16 protein-coding genes and 1 tRNA gene are annotated in these 22039 nt (G+C 67.9%); 16 read left to right on the top strand and 1 reads right to left on the bottom strand.

All coding sequences use genetic code 11. From position 1 onward, the window contains the following. Positions 1–36 precede the first annotated feature (36 nt). The 16 genes from IH45_RS0132995 to panD all read left to right on the top strand — a co-directional run bounded on the left by IH45_RS0132995 (position 37) and on the right by panD (position 19679). Positions 37–109: transfer RNA gene (locus IH45_RS0132995), tRNA-Trp, on the top strand. A gap of 109 nt (positions 110–218) precedes the next feature. Beyond that, positions 219–512, top strand: a complete 294-nt coding sequence (gene secE / locus IH45_RS0132990; RefSeq protein WP_030677068.1) for a preprotein translocase subunit SecE — start codon at positions 219–221, stop codon at positions 510–512. Between the two features lie 72 nt (positions 513–584). Beyond that, entirely contained in the window at positions 585–1490 is a 906-nt protein-coding gene (gene nusG, locus IH45_RS0132985) for a transcription termination/antitermination protein NusG (protein WP_030677065.1), read from the top strand. Between the two features lie 169 nt (positions 1491–1659). Beyond that, a complete protein-coding gene (gene rplK, locus IH45_RS0132980; RefSeq protein ID WP_030262765.1) occupies positions 1660–2094 on the top strand; it encodes a 50S ribosomal protein L11 in 435 nt (144 codons plus the stop codon). 106 nt (positions 2095–2200) lie between these two features. Continuing rightward, entirely contained in the window at positions 2201–2923 is a 723-nt protein-coding gene (rplA, locus tag IH45_RS0132975) for a 50S ribosomal protein L1 (protein ID WP_030677062.1), read from the top strand. Positions 2924–3196: 273 nt separating this feature from the next. Beyond that, complete coding sequence (locus IH45_RS0132970; RefSeq protein WP_030677059.1) at positions 3197–4057, top strand: SCO4651 family lipoprotein; 861 nt, start codon at positions 3197–3199, stop codon at positions 4055–4057. Between the two features lie 320 nt (positions 4058–4377). Continuing rightward, positions 4378–4929, top strand: a complete 552-nt coding sequence (gene rplJ / locus IH45_RS0132965; RefSeq protein ID WP_004571805.1) for a 50S ribosomal protein L10 — start codon at positions 4378–4380, stop codon at positions 4927–4929. An 89-nt stretch (positions 4930–5018) separates the two neighbouring features. Beyond that, complete coding sequence (rplL, locus tag IH45_RS0132960) at positions 5019–5408, top strand: 50S ribosomal protein L7/L12 (protein ID WP_030677056.1); 390 nt, start codon at positions 5019–5021, stop codon at positions 5406–5408. Positions 5409–6015: 607 nt separating this feature from the next. Continuing rightward, positions 6016–9498, top strand: coding sequence for a DNA-directed RNA polymerase subunit beta (rpoB, locus tag IH45_RS0132955; RefSeq protein WP_030648824.1), 3483 nt, complete (start codon positions 6016–6018; stop codon positions 9496–9498). A gap of 96 nt (positions 9499–9594) precedes the next feature. Beyond that, complete coding sequence (locus IH45_RS0132950; protein ID WP_030677053.1) at positions 9595–13494, top strand: DNA-directed RNA polymerase subunit beta'; 3900 nt, start codon at positions 9595–9597, stop codon at positions 13492–13494. 305 nt (positions 13495–13799) lie between these two features. Next, positions 13800–14279, top strand: a complete 480-nt coding sequence (locus IH45_RS0132940; RefSeq protein ID WP_030677050.1) for a DUF1707 and DUF4190 domain-containing protein — start codon at positions 13800–13802, stop codon at positions 14277–14279. Positions 14280–14702: 423 nt separating this feature from the next. Continuing rightward, on the top strand, positions 14703–15074 hold the full coding sequence (rpsL, locus tag IH45_RS0132935) for a 30S ribosomal protein S12 (RefSeq protein ID WP_003948652.1): 372 nt from the start codon (positions 14703–14705) through the stop codon (positions 15072–15074). Between the two features lie 2 nt (positions 15075–15076). Further along, the gene (gene rpsG / locus IH45_RS0132930; RefSeq protein ID WP_004571813.1) at positions 15077–15547 is read left to right on the top strand and encodes a 30S ribosomal protein S7; all 471 of its coding nucleotides are present in this window, start codon (positions 15077–15079) and stop codon (positions 15545–15547) included. Between the two features lie 39 nt (positions 15548–15586). Next, positions 15587–17707, top strand: a complete 2121-nt coding sequence (fusA, locus tag IH45_RS0132925; RefSeq protein WP_030677047.1) for an elongation factor G — start codon at positions 15587–15589, stop codon at positions 17705–17707. A 160-nt stretch (positions 17708–17867) separates the two neighbouring features. Next, the gene (tuf, locus tag IH45_RS0132920) at positions 17868–19061 is read left to right on the top strand and encodes an elongation factor Tu (protein ID WP_030632473.1); all 1194 of its coding nucleotides are present in this window, start codon (positions 17868–17870) and stop codon (positions 19059–19061) included. Between the two features lie 186 nt (positions 19062–19247). Then, positions 19248–19679 carry an aspartate 1-decarboxylase gene (gene panD / locus IH45_RS0132915; protein ID WP_030677043.1) on the top strand — a complete coding sequence of 144 codons (432 nt, stop codon included), beginning with the start codon at positions 19248–19250 and terminating at the stop codon, positions 19677–19679. A 46-nt stretch (positions 19680–19725) separates the two neighbouring features. Here panD and IH45_RS0132910 read toward each other — a convergent pair whose 3' ends face one another. After that, positions 19726–21564 (bottom strand): nucleotidyltransferase domain-containing protein, encoded by a 1839-nt coding sequence (locus IH45_RS0132910; RefSeq protein ID WP_050515348.1) that lies wholly within the window; start codon positions 21562–21564, stop codon positions 19726–19728. Positions 21565–22039 lie beyond the last annotated feature (475 nt).

The following is a 22039-nucleotide window of genomic DNA, read 5'->3' as shown; positions in this document are numbered from 1 at the left end:
CAGTGGTCGGGATGCGGTAGGTTGGGGGAACCACAAAGGGTCGTAGCTCAATTGGTAGAGCACTGGTCTCCAAAACCAGCGGTTGGGGGTTCAAGTCCCTCCGGCCCTGCTACACGCACTCTTCACCGAGTCGCGTGCACGCGTACGTACTGAAATGCACCGCCGTGCGGCTCTACCGGGCGCGGCACGGCCAACGACCCGGATTCAGGTGAGGACGAGTGACGGACGCCCTGGGCTCCATCGACATGCCTGAGCGCGGTCGTTCCGAAGGCGAGGCCTCGGAGTCGAAGAAGCCCCGTCGCGGCGGCAAGCGCGGCAAGAAGGGTCCGTTCGCCCGGCTGGCGCTCTTCTACCGGCAGATCATCGCCGAGCTCCGCAAGGTCGTCTGGCCCACGCGGGGACAGCTTTCGACGTACACCACTGTGGTGATCGTCTTCGTCGTCATCGTCATCGGTCTCGTAACCGTGATTGACTTGGGATTCAACCAGGCCGTCAAGTACGTCTTCGGCTGATCCCGCGAAGGGCGCCTTTGCGGGCGCCCCTTTGCATGTTCAACCCCTTGAAGCCAGGAAGAAGCAGCCACCGTGTCTGACCCGAACCTGAACGACGCCGCCGACTCCGTCGAGACGGCAGCGGCCGACGTTGACGCGGCTGCCTCGGCCGAGGTCGAGGGCGACGCTGCGGCGATTGCCGACGACGAGGCCGCCCGCGAGATCGTCGAGGGCGCCGACGCGGCCGACGAGCTCGACACCGAGGACGCCGAGGCGGGCGAGCCCGCCGAAGAGGCCGCGGTGAGCGTCGAGGACGAGGACGCCGACGACGATGCGGCCGAGACCGCCGAGGACGCGGCGGCCGAGGGCGAGGACGAGCCGGCCGACCCGATCGCCGCGCTCCGCGAGGAGCTGCGCACCCTGCCGGGCGAGTGGTACGTCATCCACACCTACGCGGGCTACGAGAAGCGCGTGAAGGCCAACCTGGAGCAGCGCGCCGTCTCGCTCAACGTCGAGGACTTCATCTACCAGGCCGAGGTCCCCGAGGAAGAGATCGTCCAGATCAAGAACGGCGAGCGTAAGAACGTCCGCCAGAACAAGCTCCCGGGCTACGTGCTCGTGCGCATGGACCTGACGAACGAGTCCTGGGGCGTCGTGCGCAACACGCCCGGCGTGACCGGCTTCGTGGGCAACGCCTACGACCCGTACCCGCTCACCCTGGACGAGATCGTCAAGATGCTCGCCCCGGAGGCCGAGGAGAAGGCCGCCAAGGAGGCCGCCGAGGCCGAGGGCAAGCCGGCCCCGTCCCGCAAGGTCGAGGTCCAGGTGCTGGACTTCGAGGTGGGCGACTCGGTCACCGTCACCGACGGCCCGTTCGCCACGCTGCAGGCCACGATCAACGAGATCAACGCCGACTCGAAGAAGGTCAAGGGCCTTGTCGAGATCTTCGGCCGCGAGACCCCGGTCGAGCTGAGCTTCGACCAGATCCAGAAGAACTGACGCTCTTCAGGACACCAGCTTCCGAACAGGTCGGACGGGCCCCCTGGGGACCGTCTGACCTGCTCGGTTTTTGGCCGTACTGCTATACCCGTTATCGTGGTGCGGTATGCCTCCATCCGGATGACCGGATGGACTGGCGAAAAACCTCTCACTAGGACCCGGAGAGAGCATGCCTCCCAAGAAGAAGAAGGTCACGGGGCTCATCAAGCTCCAGATCCAGGCCGGTGCCGCGAACCCGGCTCCGCCGGTCGGCCCCGCGCTGGGTCAGCACGGCGTCAACATCATGGAGTTCTGCAAGGCCTACAACGCCGCGACCGAGTCGCAGCGCGGCTGGGTCATCCCGGTGGAGATCACGGTCTACGAGGACCGTTCCTTCACCTTCATCACCAAGACCCCGCCGGCCTCGAAGATGATCCTGAAGGCCGCGGGCGTGGAGAAGGGCTCCGGCGAGCCGCACAAGACCAAGGTCGCCAAGATCACGGCCGACCAGGTCCGCGAGATCGCCACCACCAAGATGCCCGACCTGAACGCCAACGACCTGGACGCCGCGTCGAAGATCATCGCCGGCACCGCCCGTTCCATGGGCATCACGGTCGAGGGCTGACAGCCACCCCGCAATCGCCCCGCGGCACCCGCCGCACCCAGGGGCACGTGGCAGGGCCAGGCGCTGGCCCGCACCACGACTCCACCGTCATCATTCAGGAGCAGCAGTGAAGCGCAGCAAGAATCTTCGCAACGCGGACGCGAAGATCGACCGGGAGCGTCTGTACGCCCCGCTCGAGGCCGTCCGTCTGGCCAAGGAGACCTCCCCGGCCAAGTTCGACGCGACCGTCGAGGTCGCCATGCGTCTGGGTGTCGACCCGCGCAAGGCCGACCAGATGGTCCGTGGCACCGTGAACCTTCCGCACGGCACCGGTAAGACCGCCCGGGTCCTGGTCTTCGCGACCGGCGACCGTGCTGCGGCAGCGGAAGCCGCGGGCGCCGACATCGTCGGCTCCGACGAACTGATCGACGAGGTCTCCAAGGGCCGTCTGGACTTCGACGCCGTCGTCGCCACGCCGGACCTCATGGGCAAGGTCGGCCGCCTCGGCCGCGTGCTCGGTCCCCGTGGTCTGATGCCGAACCCGAAGACCGGCACCGTCACCCCGGATGTCGCCAAGGCTGTCACCGACATCAAGGGCGGCAAGATCGAGTTCCGCGTGGACAAGCACGCGAACCTCCACTTCATCATCGGCAAGGTGTCCTTCGACGACGCCAAGCTGGTGGAGAACTACGCCGCGGCGCTGGAGGAGATCAACCGTCTCAAGCCGTCCGCCGCCAAGGGCCGGTACATCAAGAAGGCCACCATCACCACCACGATGGGCCCCGGCGTGCAGGTCGACGCCAACCGCACCCGCAACCTCCTCGTCGAGGAGGACCCGGCCGCCGTCTGAAACTGACGACGCCGCGCGTACGCGTACGTCGGGCCCCGCACCTCACCGAGGTGCGGGGCCCGACGCATGTCCGGGCAGCGGCGGCCCGGGGCGGCGCACAGCGGCGTGCGGCCGCACGGGGACGGATTTCCGGGCCCGTACGGGGCGACGCGGGCGGTACGGGGCGACGCCGGGCGTTTGGGACGTCTCCCGGGCCCGGCGGCGGGCGCTGTCAGCCCCCTGCACTACGCTCGGCCGCAGTCGAAAAGCTGATCTACAACGGGGAGAGAACACGTGCGTACTGCGCGGATCACCGCGGCCGCGGCCGCCGGCGTCGTCATGCTGGCCGGACTGACCGCCTGCGGCGGCAAGGACGGCGGCACCAAGGCGGGCGGCGACAGCGCGGGCGGCGGCTCGCCGGTCCAGGCCGCCGCGGCGGCGCTGCGGACGGCGTCCGAGAAGACCGGCTCGGAGAAGTCGGCCAAGGTCGAGAGCACGACCAAGCAGCGCGGCACGACGCAGACCATGAAGGGCGGGATGGACTGGTCCGAGGGCATGCGGATGAACGTCGAGACGTCCGGGCAGGGCGGTCTGGGCGGCGGCAAGCCCATGCAGAGCATCTACACGCCGGAGGCGATGTACCTCAAGCTCGGGCTCGGCGGGAAGCCCTGGATGAAGTACGACTACAACGCGATGGCCCAGAAGAGCCCGGTCTTCGCGCTGCTCAAGGACCAGATGCAGAACAACAACCCGTCGCGGTCCGTGGGCCTGCTGCTCGCGACGGGCAAGGCCAAGAAGGTCGGTACGGAGGACGTACGCGGCACCAAGGCCACCCACTACACCGCCACCTTCGACGTGGCGGAGCTGACCCGTATGCAGGCCTCCAAGGACTTCAGCGAGAAGGACATGAAGTCGATGGAGGAGGCGCTCAAGAAGACCGGCACGAAGAACGAGACCATCGACCTGTGGATCGGCCCGGACGACCTGCTCGTCAAGAAGACCGAGACGATGCAGAACAACCAGGGCGGCTACGAGAGCACGGTCTTCTACTCGGACTACGGCACCAAGGTTTCCGTCGAGGAGCCGCCGGCCTCGCAGGTCAACGACGCGGCCAAGATCAGCTCCGGCGCCATGGGCGGCGGCCTGGCGGGCTGACGCCGCCGCTCGTCCCTGCCGTTCCCGGGCCCGGCGCGCCGCGCGCCGCCGGGCCCGGGAACGGATTTGCCTGCGACTGGGCCGTTCGCGTACCGTAGCGAAGAAGCCAAAGACCGCTGGTTGTCTCCGCGCGCCTTCACGGGCGTACGGAACCGAAGGATCCGCTAGCTGCGGACGGCCTGCGCAGGTGGACGAGGAAGATCTCCCGGAAGAACTCTGTTTCGACCGGTCGAGTTGTGCCCCGTGCGCTTGCGCCGGGGCGTTTGTTTTGCCCAGCCCCTTCTGCGCGGTCCTCATCACCCGGAAGGAGGCCGAGGCTCATGGCGAGGCCCGACAAGGTCGCAGCCGTCGAGGAGATCACGGAGAAGCTCCGTAACTCCAACGCCGCTGTTGTGACCGCGTACACCGGACTGTCCGTCGCTCAGCTCAAGCAGCTGCGCCGTTCGCTCGGTGACAACGCTCAGTACCGTGTGGTGAAGAACACGCTGACCAAGATTGCGGCCAATGAGGCCGGGATCACGCTGGACGAGCACCTCAAGGGCTCGACGGCTGTCGCCTTCGTGACCGGTGACCCGGTCGAGGCGGCGAAGGGTCTTCGTGACTTCGCCAAGGAGAACCCCTCTCTCGTCATCAAGGGCGGTGTCCTTGAAGGCAAGGCGCTGTCCGCCGACGAGATCAAGAAGCTTGCGGACCTCGAGTCCCGCGAGGTTCTGCTCGCCAAGCTGGCGGGTGGCATGAAGGCGTCCATGGCCAAGGCCGCGGCGACCTTCCAGGCCCCGCTCACGAAGATGGTCCGCACCGCGGAAGCTCTTCGCAGCAAGGTCGAGCAGGGCGGTGCCGGTGAGCCGGCTCCCGCCGCGGCTGCGGAGTAACCACTCCTCAGTCCAGCGGGCACGTCTGCTCAGCACGCCCGCCGCAATGTACATCCGGCACCAGCCGAATTAGTGGAAGGACCGCCACCATGGCGAAGCTCACCCAGGACGAACTGCTGGCCCAGTTCGAGGAGATGACCCTGCTCGAGCTCTCCGACTTCGTGAAGAAGTTCGAGGAGAAGTTCGACGTCGAGGCTGCCGCCCCGGTCGCCGTTGCCGCTGCCGGCCCGGCCCAGGGCGACGGCGGCGCCGCCGCTGCCGAGGAGCAGGACGAGTTCGACGTCATCCTCACCGGCGCCGGCGACAAGAAGATCCAGGTCATCAAGGTCGTGCGCGAGCTGACCTCGCTGGGTCTGAAGGAGGCCAAGGACCTCGTCGACGGCACCCCGAAGCCGGTCCTCGAGAAGGTCGCCAAGGACGCCGCGGAGAAGGCCGCCGAGGCCCTCAAGGGCGCCGGCGCCTCCGTCGAGGTCAAGTGACCTCAGGAGTCCGCTGACTCTTCGCAAACCTGAAGGCGATCACCCATGCGGGTGGTCGCCTTCGGGCGTTCGGGCCGCGGCTGCGCCGACCCGCCCTTCCGTGCGAGTATGGTGATCTTCGTTGCCCGCGGCCCTGCGTCCCGTGACGATCTTCCAGTGGGTGGGGGGCCTTGACGAACCGCACGCAGCGCGCAATTCTCAGGACGCGACGCCAGAAGCGATCCGGGTTCGAGGCATGGATCGCCGGCGAAGAGGGAAGCATCGGGGTGCGCCTCTTGGCGTACGGCTTGCGGCAGGCATGAGACGTTGGGCGTTGAGAAGAACAAAGAGGGGTACCTCCGTCACGGAGGGTGCCGCCTCCCGGAGGGAGAAGATCGGTATCACAGTGCTGGACCGGTCTCCGGAAACTCGCTCTGGACATCAGTGTGCCGAGTGGCTACACTGACCCTTTGCGCTGCCTGTTAGCTGCTCCCTGCCCGTCACCAGGGGCATACCCGAGCCCGAGCAATGCCGACCGAACCGCCCTGACCTGGGCCTTTCCTCCGGCTGTGTTCGGTCCGGGACCGGTACGCGCGTAGTGAGTCCGAGCCCTCGGAAGGACCCCCTCTTGGCCGCCTCGCGCAACGCCTCGACTGCCAATACGAACAACGGCGACAGCACCGCCCCGCTGCGCATCTCTTTTGCGAAGATCAAGGAGCCCCTCGGGGTTCCGAACCTCCTTGCGCTGCAGACCGAAAGCTTCGACTGGCTGCTCGGCAATGCCGCATGGAAGGGTCGCGTCGAGGCTGCGCTGGAAAGTGGTCAGGACGTCCCCACCAAGTCCGGTCTGGAGGAGATCTTCGAAGAGATCTCCCCGATCGAGGACTTCTCCGGGTCGATGTCGCTGACGTTCCGCGACCACCGATTCGAGCCCCCGAAGAACTCCATCGACGAGTGCAAGGAGCGCGACTTCACGTACGCGGCCCCGCTCTTCGTCACGGCTGAGTTCACCAACAACGAGACCGGGGAGATCAAGTCCCAGACGGTCTTCATGGGCGACTTCCCGCTCATGACCAACAAGGGCACCTTCTGCATCAACGGCACCGAGCGTGTCGTCGTCTCGCAGCTGGTCCGCTCGCCGGGCGTCTACTTCGACAGCCAGATCGACAAGACGTCCGACAAGGACATCTTCACCGCCAAGATCATCCCGTCCCGGGGTGCCTGGCTGGAGATGGAGATCGACAAGCGCGACATGGTCGGCGTGCGCATCGACCGCAAGCGCAAGCAGTCCGTGACCGTCCTCCTCAAGGCCCTCGGCTGGACGACCGAGCAGATCCTGGAGGAGTTCGGCGAGTACGAGTCGATGCGCGCCACCCTGGAGAAGGACCACACCCAGGGCCAGGACGACGCGCTGCTCGACATCTACCGCAAGCTGCGTCCGGGCGAGCCGCCGACGCGCGAGGCCGCGCAGACGCTGCTGGAGAACCTCTACTTCAACCCCAAGCGCTACGACCTTGCGAAGGTCGGCCGCTACAAGGTCAACAAGAAGCTCGGCGGGGACGAGCCGCTCGACGCGGGCGTGCTGACCACCGACGACGTCATCGCCACGATCAAGTACCTGGTCAAGCTGCACGCCGGCGAGACCGAGACGATCGGCGAGAACGGCACGGAGATCGTCGTCGAGACCGACGACATCGACCACTTCGGCAACCGCCGTCTGCGCAACGTCGGCGAGCTGATCCAGAACCAGGTCCGTACGGGTCTCGCCCGTATGGAGCGCGTCGTGCGCGAGCGCATGACCACCCAGGACGTCGAGGCGATCACGCCGCAGACCCTGATCAACATCCGGCCGGTCGTCGCCTCCATCAAGGAGTTCTTCGGCACCAGCCAGCTGTCCCAGTTCATGGACCAGACCAACCCGCTGTCGGGTCTGACCCACAAGCGCCGTCTGTCGGCGCTGGGCCCCGGCGGTCTCTCCCGTGAGCGGGCCGGCCTGGACGTCCGTGACGTGCACCCCTCGCACTACGGCCGCATGTGCCCGATCGAGACGCCCGAAGGCCCGAACATCGGTCTGATCGGTTCGCTCGCCTCGTACGGCCGCGTCAACGTCTTCGGCTTCATCGAGACGCCGTACCGCAAGGTCGTCGACGGCCGGGTCACCGAGCAGGTCGACTACCTGACCGCCGACGAGGAAGACCGCTTCCTGATCGCCCAGGCGAACGCGCCCCTCACCGAGGACATGCAGTTCGCCGAGGGCCGCGTGATGTGCCGCCGCCGCGGTGGTGAGGTCGACCTCGCCGCCCGCGAGGACGTGGACTACATGGACGTCTCGCCGCGCCAGATGGTGTCGGCCGCGACCGCCATGATCCCCTTCCTGGAGCACGACGACGCCAACCGCGCGCTCATGGGATCGAACATGATGCGCCAGGCCGTGCCGCTGATCAAGGCGGAGGCCCCGCTGGTCGGCACCGGCATGGAGTACCGCTGCGCGGTCGACGCCGGTGACGTCATCAAGGCGGAGAAGGACGGTGTGGTCCAGGAGGTCTCCGCGGACTACATCACCGTCGCCAACGACGACGGCACGTACACCACGTACCGCGTCGCCAAGTTCACCCGCTCGAACCAGGGCACCTCCTTCAACCAGAAGGTCGTCGTGGACGAGGGCGCCCGCGTGGTCGTGGGCCAGGTGCTCGCCGACGGTCCCTCCACCGACGAGGGCGAGATGGCGCTGGGCAAGAACCTGCTCGTCGCCTTCATGCCCTGGGAGGGCCACAACTACGAGGACGCGATCATCCTGTCGCAGCGCCTCGTGCAGGACGACGTCCTGTCCTCGATCCACATCGAGGAGCACGAGGTCGACGCCCGGGACACCAAGCTCGGCCCCGAGGAGATCACCCGGGACATCCCGAACGTCTCCGAGGAGGTCCTCTCGGACCTCGACGAGCGCGGCATCATCCGGATCGGTGCCGAGGTCGTCGCCGGCGACATCCTCGTCGGCAAGGTCACGCCCAAGGGTGAGACCGAGCTGACCCCCGAGGAGCGCCTGCTGCGCGCGATCTTCGGTGAGAAGGCCCGTGAGGTCCGTGACACCTCGCTGAAGGTCCCGCACGGCGAGATCGGCAAGGTCATCGGCGTCCGCGTCTTCGACCGCGAGGAGGGCGACGAGCTGCCCCCGGGCGTGAACCAGCTGGTCCGCGTCTACGTGGCGCAGAAGCGCAAGATCACCGACGGTGACAAGCTCGCCGGCCGCCACGGCAACAAGGGCGTCATCTCCAAGATCCTGCCGGTCGAGGACATGCCGTTCCTGGAGGACGGCACCCCGGTCGACATCATCCTCAACCCGCTGGGTGTCCCGTCCCGAATGAACCCGGGACAGGTCCTGGAGATCCACCTCGGCTGGCTCGCCAGCCAGGGCTGGAAGGTCGAGGGCGACGAGGACTGGCAGAAGCGCCTCCAGGCGATCGGCGCCGACGACGTCGCGCCGCGCACCAACGTCGCGACCCCGGTCTTCGACGGTGCGCGCGAGGACGAGCTCGCCGGTCTGTTCGACGCGACGCTCCCCAACCGCGACGGCGAGCGGATGGTCAAGAACTCCGGCAAGGCCCGGATGTTCGACGGCCGTTCCGGTGAGCCGTTCCCGGACCCGATCTCGGTCGGGTACATGTACATCCTGAAGCTCCACCACCTGGTCGACGACAAGCTGCACGCGCGCTCGACCGGCCCGTACTCGATGATCACCCAGCAGCCGCTGGGTGGTAAGGCCCAGTTCGGTGGCCAGCGCTTCGGTGAGATGGAGGTGTGGGCGCTGGAGGCATACGGCGCCGCGTACGCCCTCCAGGAACTGCTGACCATCAAGTCCGACGACGTGACCGGCCGCGTGAAGGTCTACGAGGCCATCGTCAAGGGCGAGAACATCCCCGAGCCCGGCATTCCCGAGTCCTTCAAGGTCCTCATCAAGGAAATGCAGTCGCTGTGCCTCAACGTGGAGGTGCTGTCCTCGGACGGCATGTCCATCGAGATGCGCGACACGGACGAGGATGTCTTCCGCGCCGCGGAGGAGCTCGGCATCGACCTGTCCCGGCGCGAGCCGAGCAGCGTCGAAGAGGTCTGACGGGTCTGGCCGGGACCTCCCAGCGAGGTCCCGGCCCCACCCCGGACCCCCTCAGACCATGATTGAGACTCGACCCTGAAAGAGGGATTGACGACAGTGCTCGACGTCAACTTCTTCGACGAGCTGCGGATCGGCCTGGCGACCGCGGACGACATCCGACAGTGGTCCCACGGCGAGGTCAAGAAGCCGGAGACCATCAACTACCGCACCCTCAAGCCCGAGAAGGACGGCCTCTTCTGCGAGAAGATCTTCGGCCCCACCCGGGACTGGGAGTGCTACTGCGGCAAGTACAAGCGTGTCCGCTTCAAGGGCATCATCTGTGAGCGCTGCGGCGTCGAGGTCACTCGCGCCAAGGTGCGCCGTGAGCGGATGGGCCACATCGAGCTGGCCGCTCCCGTCACGCACATCTGGTACTTCAAGGGCGTTCCGTCGCGGCTGGGCTACCTGCTCGACCTCGCCCCGAAGGACCTGGAAAAGGTCATCTACTTCGCCGCCTACATGATCACGTGGGTGGACGAGGAGCGCCGTACGCGCGACCTGCCCTCGCTGGAGGCGCACGTCTCCGTCGAGCGCCAGCAGATCGAGCAGCGCCGCGACGCCGACCTGGAGGCCCGCGCCAAGAAGCTCGAGACCGACCTGGCCGAGCTGGAGGCCGAGGGCGCCAAGGCCGACGTGCGCCGCAAGGTGCGCGAGGGCGCCGAGCGCGAGATGAAGCAGCTGCGCGACCGCGCGCAGCGCGAGATCGACCGCCTCGACGAGGTGTGGAGCCGCTTCAAGAACCTCAAGGTCCAGGACCTGGAGGGCGACGAGCTGCTCTACCGCGAGCTGCGTGACCGCTTCGGCACGTACTTCATGGGCGGCATGGGCGCGGCTGCGCTGCAGAAGCGCCTGGAGTCCTTCGATCTCGACGAAGAGGCCGAGAAGCTCCGCGAGATCATCCGTACCGGCAAGGGCCAGAAGAAGACCCGTGCGCTCAAGCGCCTGAAGGTCGTCTCCGCGTTCCTGCAGACCCGCAACAGCCCCAACGGCATGGTGCTGGACTGCATCCCGGTCATCCCGCCGGACCTGCGTCCGATGGTGCAGCTGGACGGTGGCCGCTTCGCGACCTCCGACCTGAACGACCTGTACCGCCGTGTGATCAACCGCAACAACCGCCTGAAGCGGCTTCTCGACCTCGGTGCGCCCGAGATCATCGTGAACAACGAGAAGCGCATGCTCCAGGAGGCCGTGGACGCGCTGTTCGACAACGGCCGCCGCGGCCGGCCGGTCACCGGCCCGGGCAACCGTCCGCTGAAGTCGCTGTCCGACATGCTCAAGGGCAAGCAGGGCCGCTTCCGTCAGAACCTGCTCGGCAAGCGTGTGGACTACTCCGCGCGTTCCGTGATCGTCGTCGGTCCGCAGCTGAAGCTGCACCAGTGCGGCCTGCCCAAGGCCATGGCGCTGGAGCTCTTCAAGCCGTTCGTGATGAAGCGCCTGGTCGACCTGAACCACGCGCAGAACATCAAGAGCGCCAAGCGGATGGTCGAGCGCGGCCGCACGGTCGTCTACGACGTCCTCGAAGAGGTCATCGCGGAGCACCCGGTCCTGCTGAACCGTGCGCCCACCCTGCACCGCCTCGGCATCCAGGCCTTCGAGCCGCAGCTGGTCGAGGGCAAGGCCATTCAGATTCACCCGCTCGTGTGCACCGCGTTCAACGCGGACTTCGACGGTGACCAGATGGCCGTGCACCTGCCGCTGTCCGCGGAGGCGCAGGCCGAGGCCCGCATCCTGATGCTGTCCTCGAACAACATCCTCAAGCCGGCCGACGGCCGTCCGGTCACCATGCCGACCCAGGACATGGTGCTGGGCCTGTTCTTCCTCACCACCGACGAGGCGGAGCGCGAGGTCATCGGTGAGGGCCGGTCCTTCGGCTCGGTCGCCGAGGCGATCATGGCCTTCGACAACCGGGAGCTGTCGCTCCAGGCGAAGGTCGACATCCGCTTCCCGATCGGCACCGTCCCGCCCCGTGGCTGGACCCCGCCGGCGCAGGAGGAGGGCGAGCCCGAGTGGCAGCAGGGTGACAGCTTCCGGCTGCGTACGACCCTGGGCCGCGCGCTCTTCAACGAGCTGCTGCCCGAGGACTACCCGTTCGTCGACTACTCGGTGGGCAAGAAGCAGCTCTCCGCGATCGTCAACGACCTGGCCGAGCGCTACCCGAAGGTCATCGTGGCGGCGACGCTCGACAACCTGAAGGCGGCCGGTTTCCACTGGGCGACCCGTTCCGGTGTCACCGTCGCGGTCTCGGACATCGTCGTGCCGGAGGCCAAGAAGGCCATCGTCGCGGGCTACGAGGCCCAGGACGAGAAGGTCCAGAAGCAGTACGAGCGCGGTCTGATCACCAAGGACGAGCGCACTCAGGAACTGATCAACATCTGGACCAAGGCGACCAACGAGGTCGCCGAGGCGATGAACGAGAACTTCCCCAAGACGAACCCCATCTTCATGATGGTTGACTCGGGTGCCCGAGGAAACATGATGCAGATGCGGCAGATCGCCGGTATGCGTGGTCTGGTGTCGAACGCGAAGAACGAGACCATCCCGCGGCCCATCAAGGCGTCGTTCCGTGAGGGTCTGTCCGTGCTGGAGTACTTCATCTCCACCCACGGTGCCCGTAAGGGTCTCGCGGACACCGCGCTGCGTACCGCCGACTCGGGTTACCTCACCCGTCGTCTCGTGGACGTCTCGCAGGACGTCATCATCCGCGAGGAGGACTGCGGCACCGAGCGCGGCCTCAAGCTGCGGATCGCCAGCAAGGACGCCGCCGGCGTGCTGCGCAAGGCGGACGACGTCGAGTCCTCCGTGTACGCGCGGATGCTGGCCGAGGACGTCGTGGTGGACGGCAAGGTCGTCGCGTCGGCCAACGTCGACCTCGGTGACGTGCTCATCGACCAGCTGATCGCGCACGGCGTGGAGGAGGTCAAGACCCGCTCGGTCCTGACCTGTGAGTCCGCCGTCGGCACCTGCGCCTTCTGCTACGGCCGTTCGCTGGCCACCGGCAAGCTGGTCGACATCGGTGAGGCGGTCGGCATCATCGCCGCCCAGTCCATCGGTGAGCCCGGCACCCAGTTGACGATGCGTACCTTCCACACCGGTGGTGTGGCCGGTGACGACATCACCCTGGGTCTGCCGCGTGTCGTCGAGCTCTTCGAGGCCCGTACGCCCAAGGGTGTCGCCCCGATCTCCGAGGCCGCCGGCCGCGTGCGGATCGAGGAGACCGAGAAGACCAAGAAGGTCATCGTCACGCCGGACGACGGCAGCGACGAGACGGCGTACGGCGTCTCCAAGCGTGCCCGTCTGCTGGTGGGCGAGGGTGACCACGTCGAGGTCGGCCAGCCGCTGACCGTGGGTGCCGTCAACCCGCACGACGTGCTGCGCATCCTGGGCCAGCGAGCCGTCCAGGTCCACCTGGTCGGCGAGGTCCAGAAGGTCTACAACAACCAGGGCGTGGCGATCCACGACAAGCACATCGAGATCATCATCCGGCAGATGCTGCGCCGTGTGACGATCATCGAGTCCGGCGACGCGGAGCTGCTGCCGGGCGAGCTGGTGGAGCGTACGAAGTTCGAGAGCGAGAACCGTCGTGTGGTCCAGGAAGGCGGCCACCCGGCCTCCGGCCGTCCGCAGCTGATGGGTATCACCAAGGCTTCGCTGGCCACCGAGTCCTGGCTGTCGGCGGCGTCCTTCCAGGAGACGACCCGGGTGCTCACCGACGCGGCGATCAACGCCAAGTCGGACTCCCTGATCGGCCTCAAGGAGAACGTCATCATCGGTAAGCTCATCCCGGCCGGTACGGGCCTGTCCCGCTACCGCAACATCCGGGTGGAGCCCACCGAGGAGGCCAAGGCCGCGATGTACTCGGCCGTCGGTTACGACGACATCGACTACTCGCCCTTCGGCACCGGCTCCGGCCAGGCGGTCCCGCTGGAGGACTACGACTACGGTCCGTACAACCAGTAAGGTCCCTCGCGGCCGTGACCGGCTCACCGGTCACGCGCTGTAGCGGCAGGGCGGCCACCCCTTTGTGGGGTGGCCGCCCTGCGGCGTTCTGCCCCGGTGACCGGACGGCTCGATGAGGCGCCGAAGATTCGGCCGGGGGAACCGTGCGATCTCCTGGCGCGTACTGAATGATGGGTGTACTGCTCAAAAATGGGGGAGGTGCTCAGGTGGCGTACCAACCGTGGCAGGGTGGGCAGCCGGTGCCCTGGCAAGGCGGTCAGCCGCCGGCCCAGGCGTCGGGACAGACGTCGGGTCAGGCGCCGGCGATGCGCGCTTCGCACGCCGACCGGGAGCGTGCGGTGGACGTGCTGAAGGCCGGATTCGCCGAGGGCCGGCTGCCGCAGCACGAGTACGAGCAGCGGATCGGCCGCGCGTACCAGGCCCAGACCCATGGCGAGCTGCAGCTGCTGGTCGCGGACCTGCCGCAGGGGCCGGTGCCGCAGGCACAGTTCGCACCCCCTCAGGCGGTGCCCCAGACCTTCATGCCGGCGCCGGTGCCCCCGCTGGCGCCCGTCAACGGCACCGCGACCGGCGCGCTGGTCTGCGGCATCCTCACCATGGCGACGGGGGGCCTGACCGGGATACCCGCGGTGATCCTGGGCCACAAGGCACGTGCCGAGATCCGCCGCTCCGGGGAGCGCGGCGACGGCCAGGCGCTGGCCGGGCTGGTCCTGGGCTGGCTGAGCATCGGCGGCTGGGCGTTCTTCCTCTTGATGATGATGCTGGCGGTGCTGGCCCGCGCTTAGGAAGAACGTCACACGCGCGAAGCCGGCGCCGGCGTGGTACAAGCCGCAGTGACGGTGTCCGGCCCACCCGTACGGCGTATCCGGCGGGCCGAACGGCCCTCGGAGCGGTGGTGGAGCCTTCTTCCGTACGGCTCCTGATCGCACTACGGTGGCCGCAGCGCCGGAGGAGTCCGGGGTGTCCTTCGCGTGTGCATTTGTTTTGACCGCAGCCCATGCGGTAGGTACGCTCTGACCTTGTGCCTGGGGTGTCCTCGGGCTGCCGTGCGTGCACTCGTCCGCACGGAAGCCGGGTCTCGACACCGCAATCTGCCGCCGTCCTCGTCCCAGCGAGGGGTCTGCAGTATTCGACACACCCGACCGCGTGGGTCGGGGACTGTTCCAGGTTAGCTTTACCGAGACTGGCACACAGAAACCGGAGAAACGGTGCCTACGATCCAGCAGCTGGTCCGCAAGGGCCGGCAGGACAAGGTCGAGAAGAACAAGACGCCCGCACTGGAGGGTTCGCCCCAGCGCCGCGGCGTCTGCACGCGTGTTTTCACGACCACCCCGAAGAAGCCGAACTCGGCCCTGCGTAAGGTCGCGCGTGTGCGTCTGACCAGCGGCATCGAGGTCACCGCTTACATTCCGGGTGAGGGCCACAACCTGCAGGAGCACTCGATCGTGCTCGTGCGCGGCGGCCGTGTGAAGGACCTGCCGGGTGTTCGGTACAAGATCATCCGCGGCTCCCTCGACACGCAGGGCGTCAAGAACCGCAAGCAGGCTCGCAGCCGCTACGGCGCCAAGAAGGAGAAGTAAGAATGCCTCGTAAGGGCCCCGCCCCGAAGCGCCCGGTCATCATCGACCCGGTCTACGGCTCTCCTCTGGTGACCTCCCTCATCAACAAGGTGCTGCTGAACGGCAAGCGCTCCACCGCCGAGCGCATCGTCTACGGCGCCATGGAGGGTCTGCGTGAGAAGACCGGCAACGACCCGGTCATCACGCTGAAGCGCGCGCTCGAGAACATCAAGCCGACCCTTGAGGTCAAGTCCCGCCGTGTCGGTGGCGCGACCTACCAGGTCCCGGTCGAGGTCAAGCCCGGCCGTGCCGCCACGCTCTCGCTGCGTTGGCTCGTGGGCTACTCCCGCGCCCGCCGCGAGAAGACCATGACCGAGCGCCTCATGAACGAGCTGCTGGACGCCTCGAACGGCCTCGGCGCTTCGGTCAAGAAGCGCGAGGACACGCACAAGATGGCCGAGTCCAACAAGGCCTTCGCGCACTACCGCTGGTAGTCGCTACCCCCATCGAGACCGAGAGAAGATTGAGCCGATATGGCTACCACTTCGCTTGACCTGGCCAAGGTCCGCAACATCGGGATCATGGCCCACATCGACGCGGGCAAGACGACCACCACCGAGCGGATCCTGTTCTACACCGGTGTCTCTTACAAGATCGGTGAGGTCCACGACGGCGCTGCCACGATGGACTGGATGGAGCAGGAGCAGGAGCGCGGCATCACGATCACGTCTGCCGCGACGACCTGCCACTGGCCGCTGAACAACGTCGACCACACCATCAACATCATCGACACCCCGGGCCACGTCGACTTCACCGTCGAGGTGGAGCGCTCGCTGCGCGTGCTCGACGGTGCCGTGACGGTGTTCGACGGCGTTGCCGGTGTTGAGCCGCAGTCCGAGACCGTCTGGCGCCAGGCGGACCGCTACGGCGTGCCGCGTATCTGCTTCGTCAACAAGCTCGACCGCACCGGTGCGGAGTTCCACCGCTGCGTCGACATGATCGTGGACCGCCTGGGCGCGACCCCGATCGTGATGCAGCTGCCGATCGGCACCGAGGCGGACTTCAAGGGCGTCATCGACCTCGTCTCCATGAAGGCGCTGGTCTGGTCCGCCGAGGCCGCCAAGGGCGAGATGTACGACACGCTCGACATCCCGGCCACGCACACCGAGGCCGCCGACGAGTGGCGCGGCAAGCTCCTCGAGGCCGTCGCCGAGAACGACGAAGAGATGATGGAGCTGTACCTGGAGGGCCAGGAGCCCACCGAGGAGCAGCTGCACGCGGCGATCCGCCGCATCACCATCAACTCCGGCAAGGGCGGCGACACCACCGTCACCCCGGTCTTCTGCGGCACCGCGTTCAAGAACAAGGGCGTGCAGCCCCTGCTCGACGCCGTCGTGCGCTACCTGCCGTCGCCGCTGGACGTCGAGGCCATCGAGGGCCACGCCGTCAACGACGCGGACCAGGTCATCAAGCGCCGTCCCTCCGAGGACGAGCCGCTGTCCGCGCTGGCCTTCAAGATCGCGAGCGACCCCCACCTGGGCAAGCTCACCTTCATCCGGGTGTACTCGGGCCGCCTTGAGGCCGGCTCGCAGGTCACCAACTCGGTGAAGGGCAAGAAGGAGCGCATCGGCAAGATCTACCGGATGCACGCGAACAAGCGTGAGGAGATCGAGTCGGTGGGTGCCGGTGACATCGTCGCCGTCATGGGTCTGAAGCAGACCACCACCGGTGAGACCCTCTGCGACCCGTCGAACCAGGTCATCCTGGAGTCGATGGAGTTCCCGGCCCCGGTCATCCAGGTCGCCATCGAGCCCAAGTCCAAGGGCGACCAGGAGAAGCTGGGTGTCGCCATCCAGCGTCTGGCCGAGGAGGACCCGTCCTTCCAGGTCCACACGGACGAGGAGACGGGCCAGACCATCATCGCGGGTATGGGCGAGCTGCACCTCGACGTGCTGGTCGACCGTATGAAGCGCGAGTTCAAGGTCGAGGCCAACGTCGGCAAGCCGCAGGTCGCCTACCGCGAGACCCTGCGCAAGGCCGTCGAGCGGCTGGACTACACGCACAAGAAGCAGACCGGTGGTTCCGGTCAGTTCGCGAAGGTCCAGATCGCGCTGGAGCCCCTTGAGGGCGACGGGTACGAGTTCGAGAACAAGGTCACCGGTGGCCGTATCCCGCGGGAGTACATCCCGTCCGTGGACGCGGGCTGCCAGGAGGCCATGGAGTTCGGCGTGCTCGCCGGCTACCCGCTGACCGGCGTCAAGGTCGTGCTTCTCGACGGTGCCTTCCACGAGGTCGACTCCTCGGAGATGGCCTTCAAGATCGCCGGTTCGATGGCCTTCAAGGAGGCCGCCCGCAAGGCCAGCCCGGCCCTGCTGGAGCCGATGATGAAGGTCGAGGTGACGACGCCCGAGGACTACATGGGTGACGTCATCGGCGACATCAACTCGCGTCGCGGTCAGATCCAGTCCATGGAGGACCGCCACGGCGCCAAGCTCGTCACGGGCCTGGTTCCGCTCTCGGAGATGTTCGGCTACGTCGGAGACCTCCGCAGCAAGACCTCGGGTCGCGCAAGCTACTCGATGCAGTTCGACTCCTACGCCGAGGTTCCGCGGAACGTCGCCGAGGAGATCATCGCGAAGGCCAAGGGCGAGTAGTCCCGGCTCCCACGAGTCGGAACACGCTTTAGGCTTGACACCGTCTGCCGGGGCCCGTCCCCGCCACCCGCGGGGTGGGCCCCCGGCAGCCGGCACCCCAGCAAAGATCACCTGGCGCCGATGAGTAAGGCGTACAGAACCACTCCACAGGAGGACCCCAGTGGCGAAGGCGAAGTTCGAGCGGACTAAGCCGCACGTCAACATCGGCACCATCGGTCACATCGACCACGGTAAGACGACCCTCACGGCCGCCATTACCAAGGTGCTGCACGACGCGTACCCGGACCTGAACGAGGCCTCGGCCTTCGACCAGATCGACAAGGCTCCCGAAGAGCGCCAGCGCGGTATCACCATCTCGATCGCGCACGTCGAGTACCAGACGGAGAACCGTCACTACGCCCACGTCGACTGCCCGGGTCACGCGGACTACATCAAGAACATGATCACCGGTGCCGCCCAGATGGACGGCGCGATCCTCGTGGTCGCCGCGACCGACGGTCCGATGCCGCAGACCAAGGAGCACGTGCTCCTGGCCCGCCAGGTCGGCGTTCCGTACATCGTCGTCGCCCTGAACAAGGCCGACATGGTGGACGACGAGGAGATCCTGGAGCTCGTCGAGCTCGAGGTCCGTGAGCTCCTCTCCGAGTACGAGTTCCCGGGCGACGACGTGCCGGTCGTCAAGGTCTCGGCGCTTAAGGCGCTCGAGGGCGACGCGGAGTGGGGCCAGTCGGTCCTGAACCTGATGGAGGCCGTGGACGGCGCCATCCCGCAGCCCGAGCGTGACGTCGACAAGCCGTTCCTGATGCCGATCGAGGACGTCTTCACGATCACCGGCCGTGGCACCGTTGTCACCGGTCGTATCGAGCGTGGTGTCCTCAAGGTCAACGAGACCGTCGACATCATCGGCATCAAGACCGAGAAGACCACCACCACGGTCACCGGCATCGAGATGTTCCGCAAGCTGCTCGACGAGGGCCAGGCCGGTGAGAACGTCGGTCTGCTGCTCCGTGGCATCAAGCGCGAGGACGTCGAGCGCGGCCAGGTCATCATCAAGCCGGGCTCGGTCACCCCGCACACCGAGTTCGAGGCGCAGGCCTACATCCTGTCCAAGGACGAGGGTGGCCGCCACACGCCGTTCTTCAACAACTACCGTCCGCAGTTCTACTTCCGTACGACTGACGTGACCGGTGTTGTGACCCTCCCCGAGGGCACCGAGATGGTCATGCCGGGCGACAACACCGAGATGTCGGTCCAGCTGATCCAGCCGGTCGCCATGGAGGAGGGCCTGAAGTTCGCCATCCGTGAGGGTGGCCGGACCGTCGGCGCCGGCCAGGTCACCAAGATCGTCAAGTAAGTCCTTGACGGTCGGGGAGACCCGGCAGCTCTGCTGAGCGCTCTGAGGAGCCCCGCTCACCTTCGGGTGAGCGGGGCTCTTCGCTGTTCGCGGCCGGGCCTTCTGCTCCGGGCCCCCGCTGCCTAGCATGTGCGGGTCGGCGCGTACCCCGGCCGGGGACGCGACCCTTCTCCCGGAAGTGACGCCATGCTGCGCACCATGTTCAAGTCCAAGATCCACCGGGCCACCGTGACCCAGGCGGACCTGCACTACGTCGGCTCGGTGACGGTCGACGCCGACCTGCTGGACGCCGCCGATCTGCTCCCCGGCGAGCTGGTCCACATCGTCGACATCACCAACGGCGCCCGCCTGGAGACGTACATCATCGAGGGCGAGCGCGGCTCCGGCGTCCTGGGCATCAACGGCGCCGCCGCGCACCTCGTACACCCCGGCGACCTGGTGATCCTCATCAGCTACGCGCAGGTGGACGACGCGGAGGCCCGTACGCTGCGGCCGCACGTCGTGCACGTGGACGCGGACAACCGCATCGTCGCGCTCGGCACGGACCCGTCGGAGCCGGTGCCGGGCGGGGACACGCAGCGCAGTCCCGGTGCGGTGGGGGCGCGGCCGGTCGGCTGACCGGCTCGTCTGCTCGCCTGCCGATCTGCTGACCGGCCCGTCCGGGCTACCGGCGGGGGTGCGGCGCCACCGGTGCGGAGGCGGCGGCCGTGACAGCGCCCGCCTCCGGCGTGGCCCCGAGCGTCGCCAGCCAGCCGCGCAGCACCGCCCCGGCCATCCGCTCGGCCGCGGCCCGGTCGCGCCGTACGTCGCCGGGCCCCTCGTCGTCGCCGTCGGGCTGCCGGCGGTGGAAGGCCGCGATGGCCTGGTCGTCGGCCGGGTACTCGGCCCCGCACTCCACCCGGAGCATGACCTTCGCGAGGAGGGCGGTGGCCTTGTGGAGCACGTGCAGGTACGGGTCGTCCAGCAGGAGCTGCCTGCGGATGGTGACGGCCGCCCGTACCGCGTCGCGCAGGCTGGCGTCCGCGTACGTCACGGCGTCCGGTACGGGCAGGGCGAGGCCGGGGGCGCACCACAGGGGCGCGACGGCGCCCGCCCCGCTCAGGGTGAGGACGTGCAGCAGCCGCGGCGGCAGGGCGCCCGCGCGGAACTCGTCCTCGGTGAGGACCGTCATCGTCAGCCGCACCCCGGCCGGCTCGGGCGCCAGGCCGGCGCGTACCCGCCGGAGCCGGGGAAGCCGGTCCTGCGGCGCCACGACGAGGACGTCCAGATCGCTGCGGCCCTGCTCGTACGTCCCCTGGGCCGCGCTGCCGGTGACGGCGACCAGATCAACGGCCGGGAAAGGCCGGATGAGCCGGTCCCGCAGCGCGCGCAGGTAGCTGCCGAGGCACGGCGGCAACCCCAGGCTGTGGACGGAGACGGGCTTCAGCGGCCGGAAGGTCCAGGCTGTGTCGAAGGCCAGGCGGTCAAGGCCGCGCTGGAGGGACAGATGCGCCCACGGCGTGGCGGCGGCCTGCCCGGCAGGCGGCCCGTCCTGGACGCGCAGCCGGTCACCGAACAGCTTGCGCAGCTCCGTGAGCGCGCCTGGGTCACGTACGGGCTCGACACTCACCCGATCGAGGAAGGGATGCGCGGCGCAGAAACGGTCAAGGCCGTCGGTGAGGCGTTCGGCCCAGGTCCGGGGGTCGGAGGCCGCATCGCCGGCCAGGTACGCGGCATCGAGGCGGGCGTAGCCGCGCCGGGTACGCAGGTATTCGCCCGCGTCCTCGCGCGCCTGGTCGCTGTCGCCCCCGAGCGCCACCACCCGCACACGGGAGAGCGCGCACTCCGGCACCGCTGGGTACAGCCGGTGGAGGCACTGCCGCAGTTGGTGCTGCACGTCGATGACCGGCCGGTCGCCGACGACGACGGCCGTGCCGAACCGTCCTTCGTCGACGAGGCGGTGAATCTGGTCGTGGAGCCGCCGCTGGTAGTTCTCCAGGAGCCCGTTCGGGGCCGGTGACCGGGCCAGACCGCGCGCGACGCCCAGCGCGGGGTCCTCGTCGTGCAGCAGGACGAGGCCGTACTCGCTCTCCTCGGCGGCGTGCAGCGCGGCGCGGTACGGGGCGAGCGCGGCGCGGGCGTCATCGGCAGCGCGCGCCGTCGTACGCGCCTCGCGTACCGCGGCCACCGCGGCCAGCGTCGCTTCCAGCATGGGCAGGCCCTGCCGTACGCAGCGCAGACCGCCTGCGTGGGGCTGCCGGGCGCGGGCCAGGAAGGAGGCGGCCAGCACATCCGCCAGCTCCTGGTACGAGGTGCTGTGGAGCCACCAGCCGGTGCGGTCCGTACCGATGAGGGCCGGCCACAGCGGGGCGTCCTCGTCCGCCGGGCGGCAGACGTCGAGCTGCGGGGTACGGCGGGCCAGCAGCCGCAGCTGCGTTGCCTTGCCCACGTGGGCCGGGCCGCTCACCGCGATGACACGGGGCGGCGCCGACGGGCCGTTTTCGGCCGGCGGGTTCAGGGGCATGGCACTTCCTCCGGTGGTGGAAAGTCCGGGCGGGGGATTTCGGCATGGTGGTGTGCATAGGCGGGTGGGTGATTCCTCGGTACGGGGGAGGGGTCGGCCTGGTATTCGTCGATGAGCCGATGATGATGAGCTGATGATCGGAAGAGCGGCGGATTCCGTCACTCCGCCCCGCGGAAATCATCGCGGGGGAATTCGGTCACTGACGGCGGCTGCACGCTGCCGGTCGCAGCCTCGCCCCGTCAGCGGGGAGCCCGGCGGCCCATACGCGCCGGGCCCGGCGCGTATGGGCCGGGAGCCGGGACAGTTCGCGCGGGCTCTCTCCGTTCAGCCCCCCCGGCACGGGAAACAGGATTCCCTCGGCGGGGCCCTTCAGTCGCCGGGCCCGCAGCTTCATTCAGACGGCTTCCCTTTCATCTGAGCTATAGGATTTTGCGGCGAACCGAATGCGGATCGCATTCCGGCGCGGTGGCGATAC

Source organism: Streptomyces rimosus subsp. rimosus (genome assembly GCF_000720725.1).
Taxonomy (GTDB): Bacteria; Actinomycetota; Actinomycetes; order Streptomycetales; family Streptomycetaceae; genus Streptomyces; species Streptomyces rimosus_A.
The sequence above is the reverse complement of the archived record's forward strand: the minus strand, read 5'-3'. Positions and strand labels throughout refer to the sequence as shown.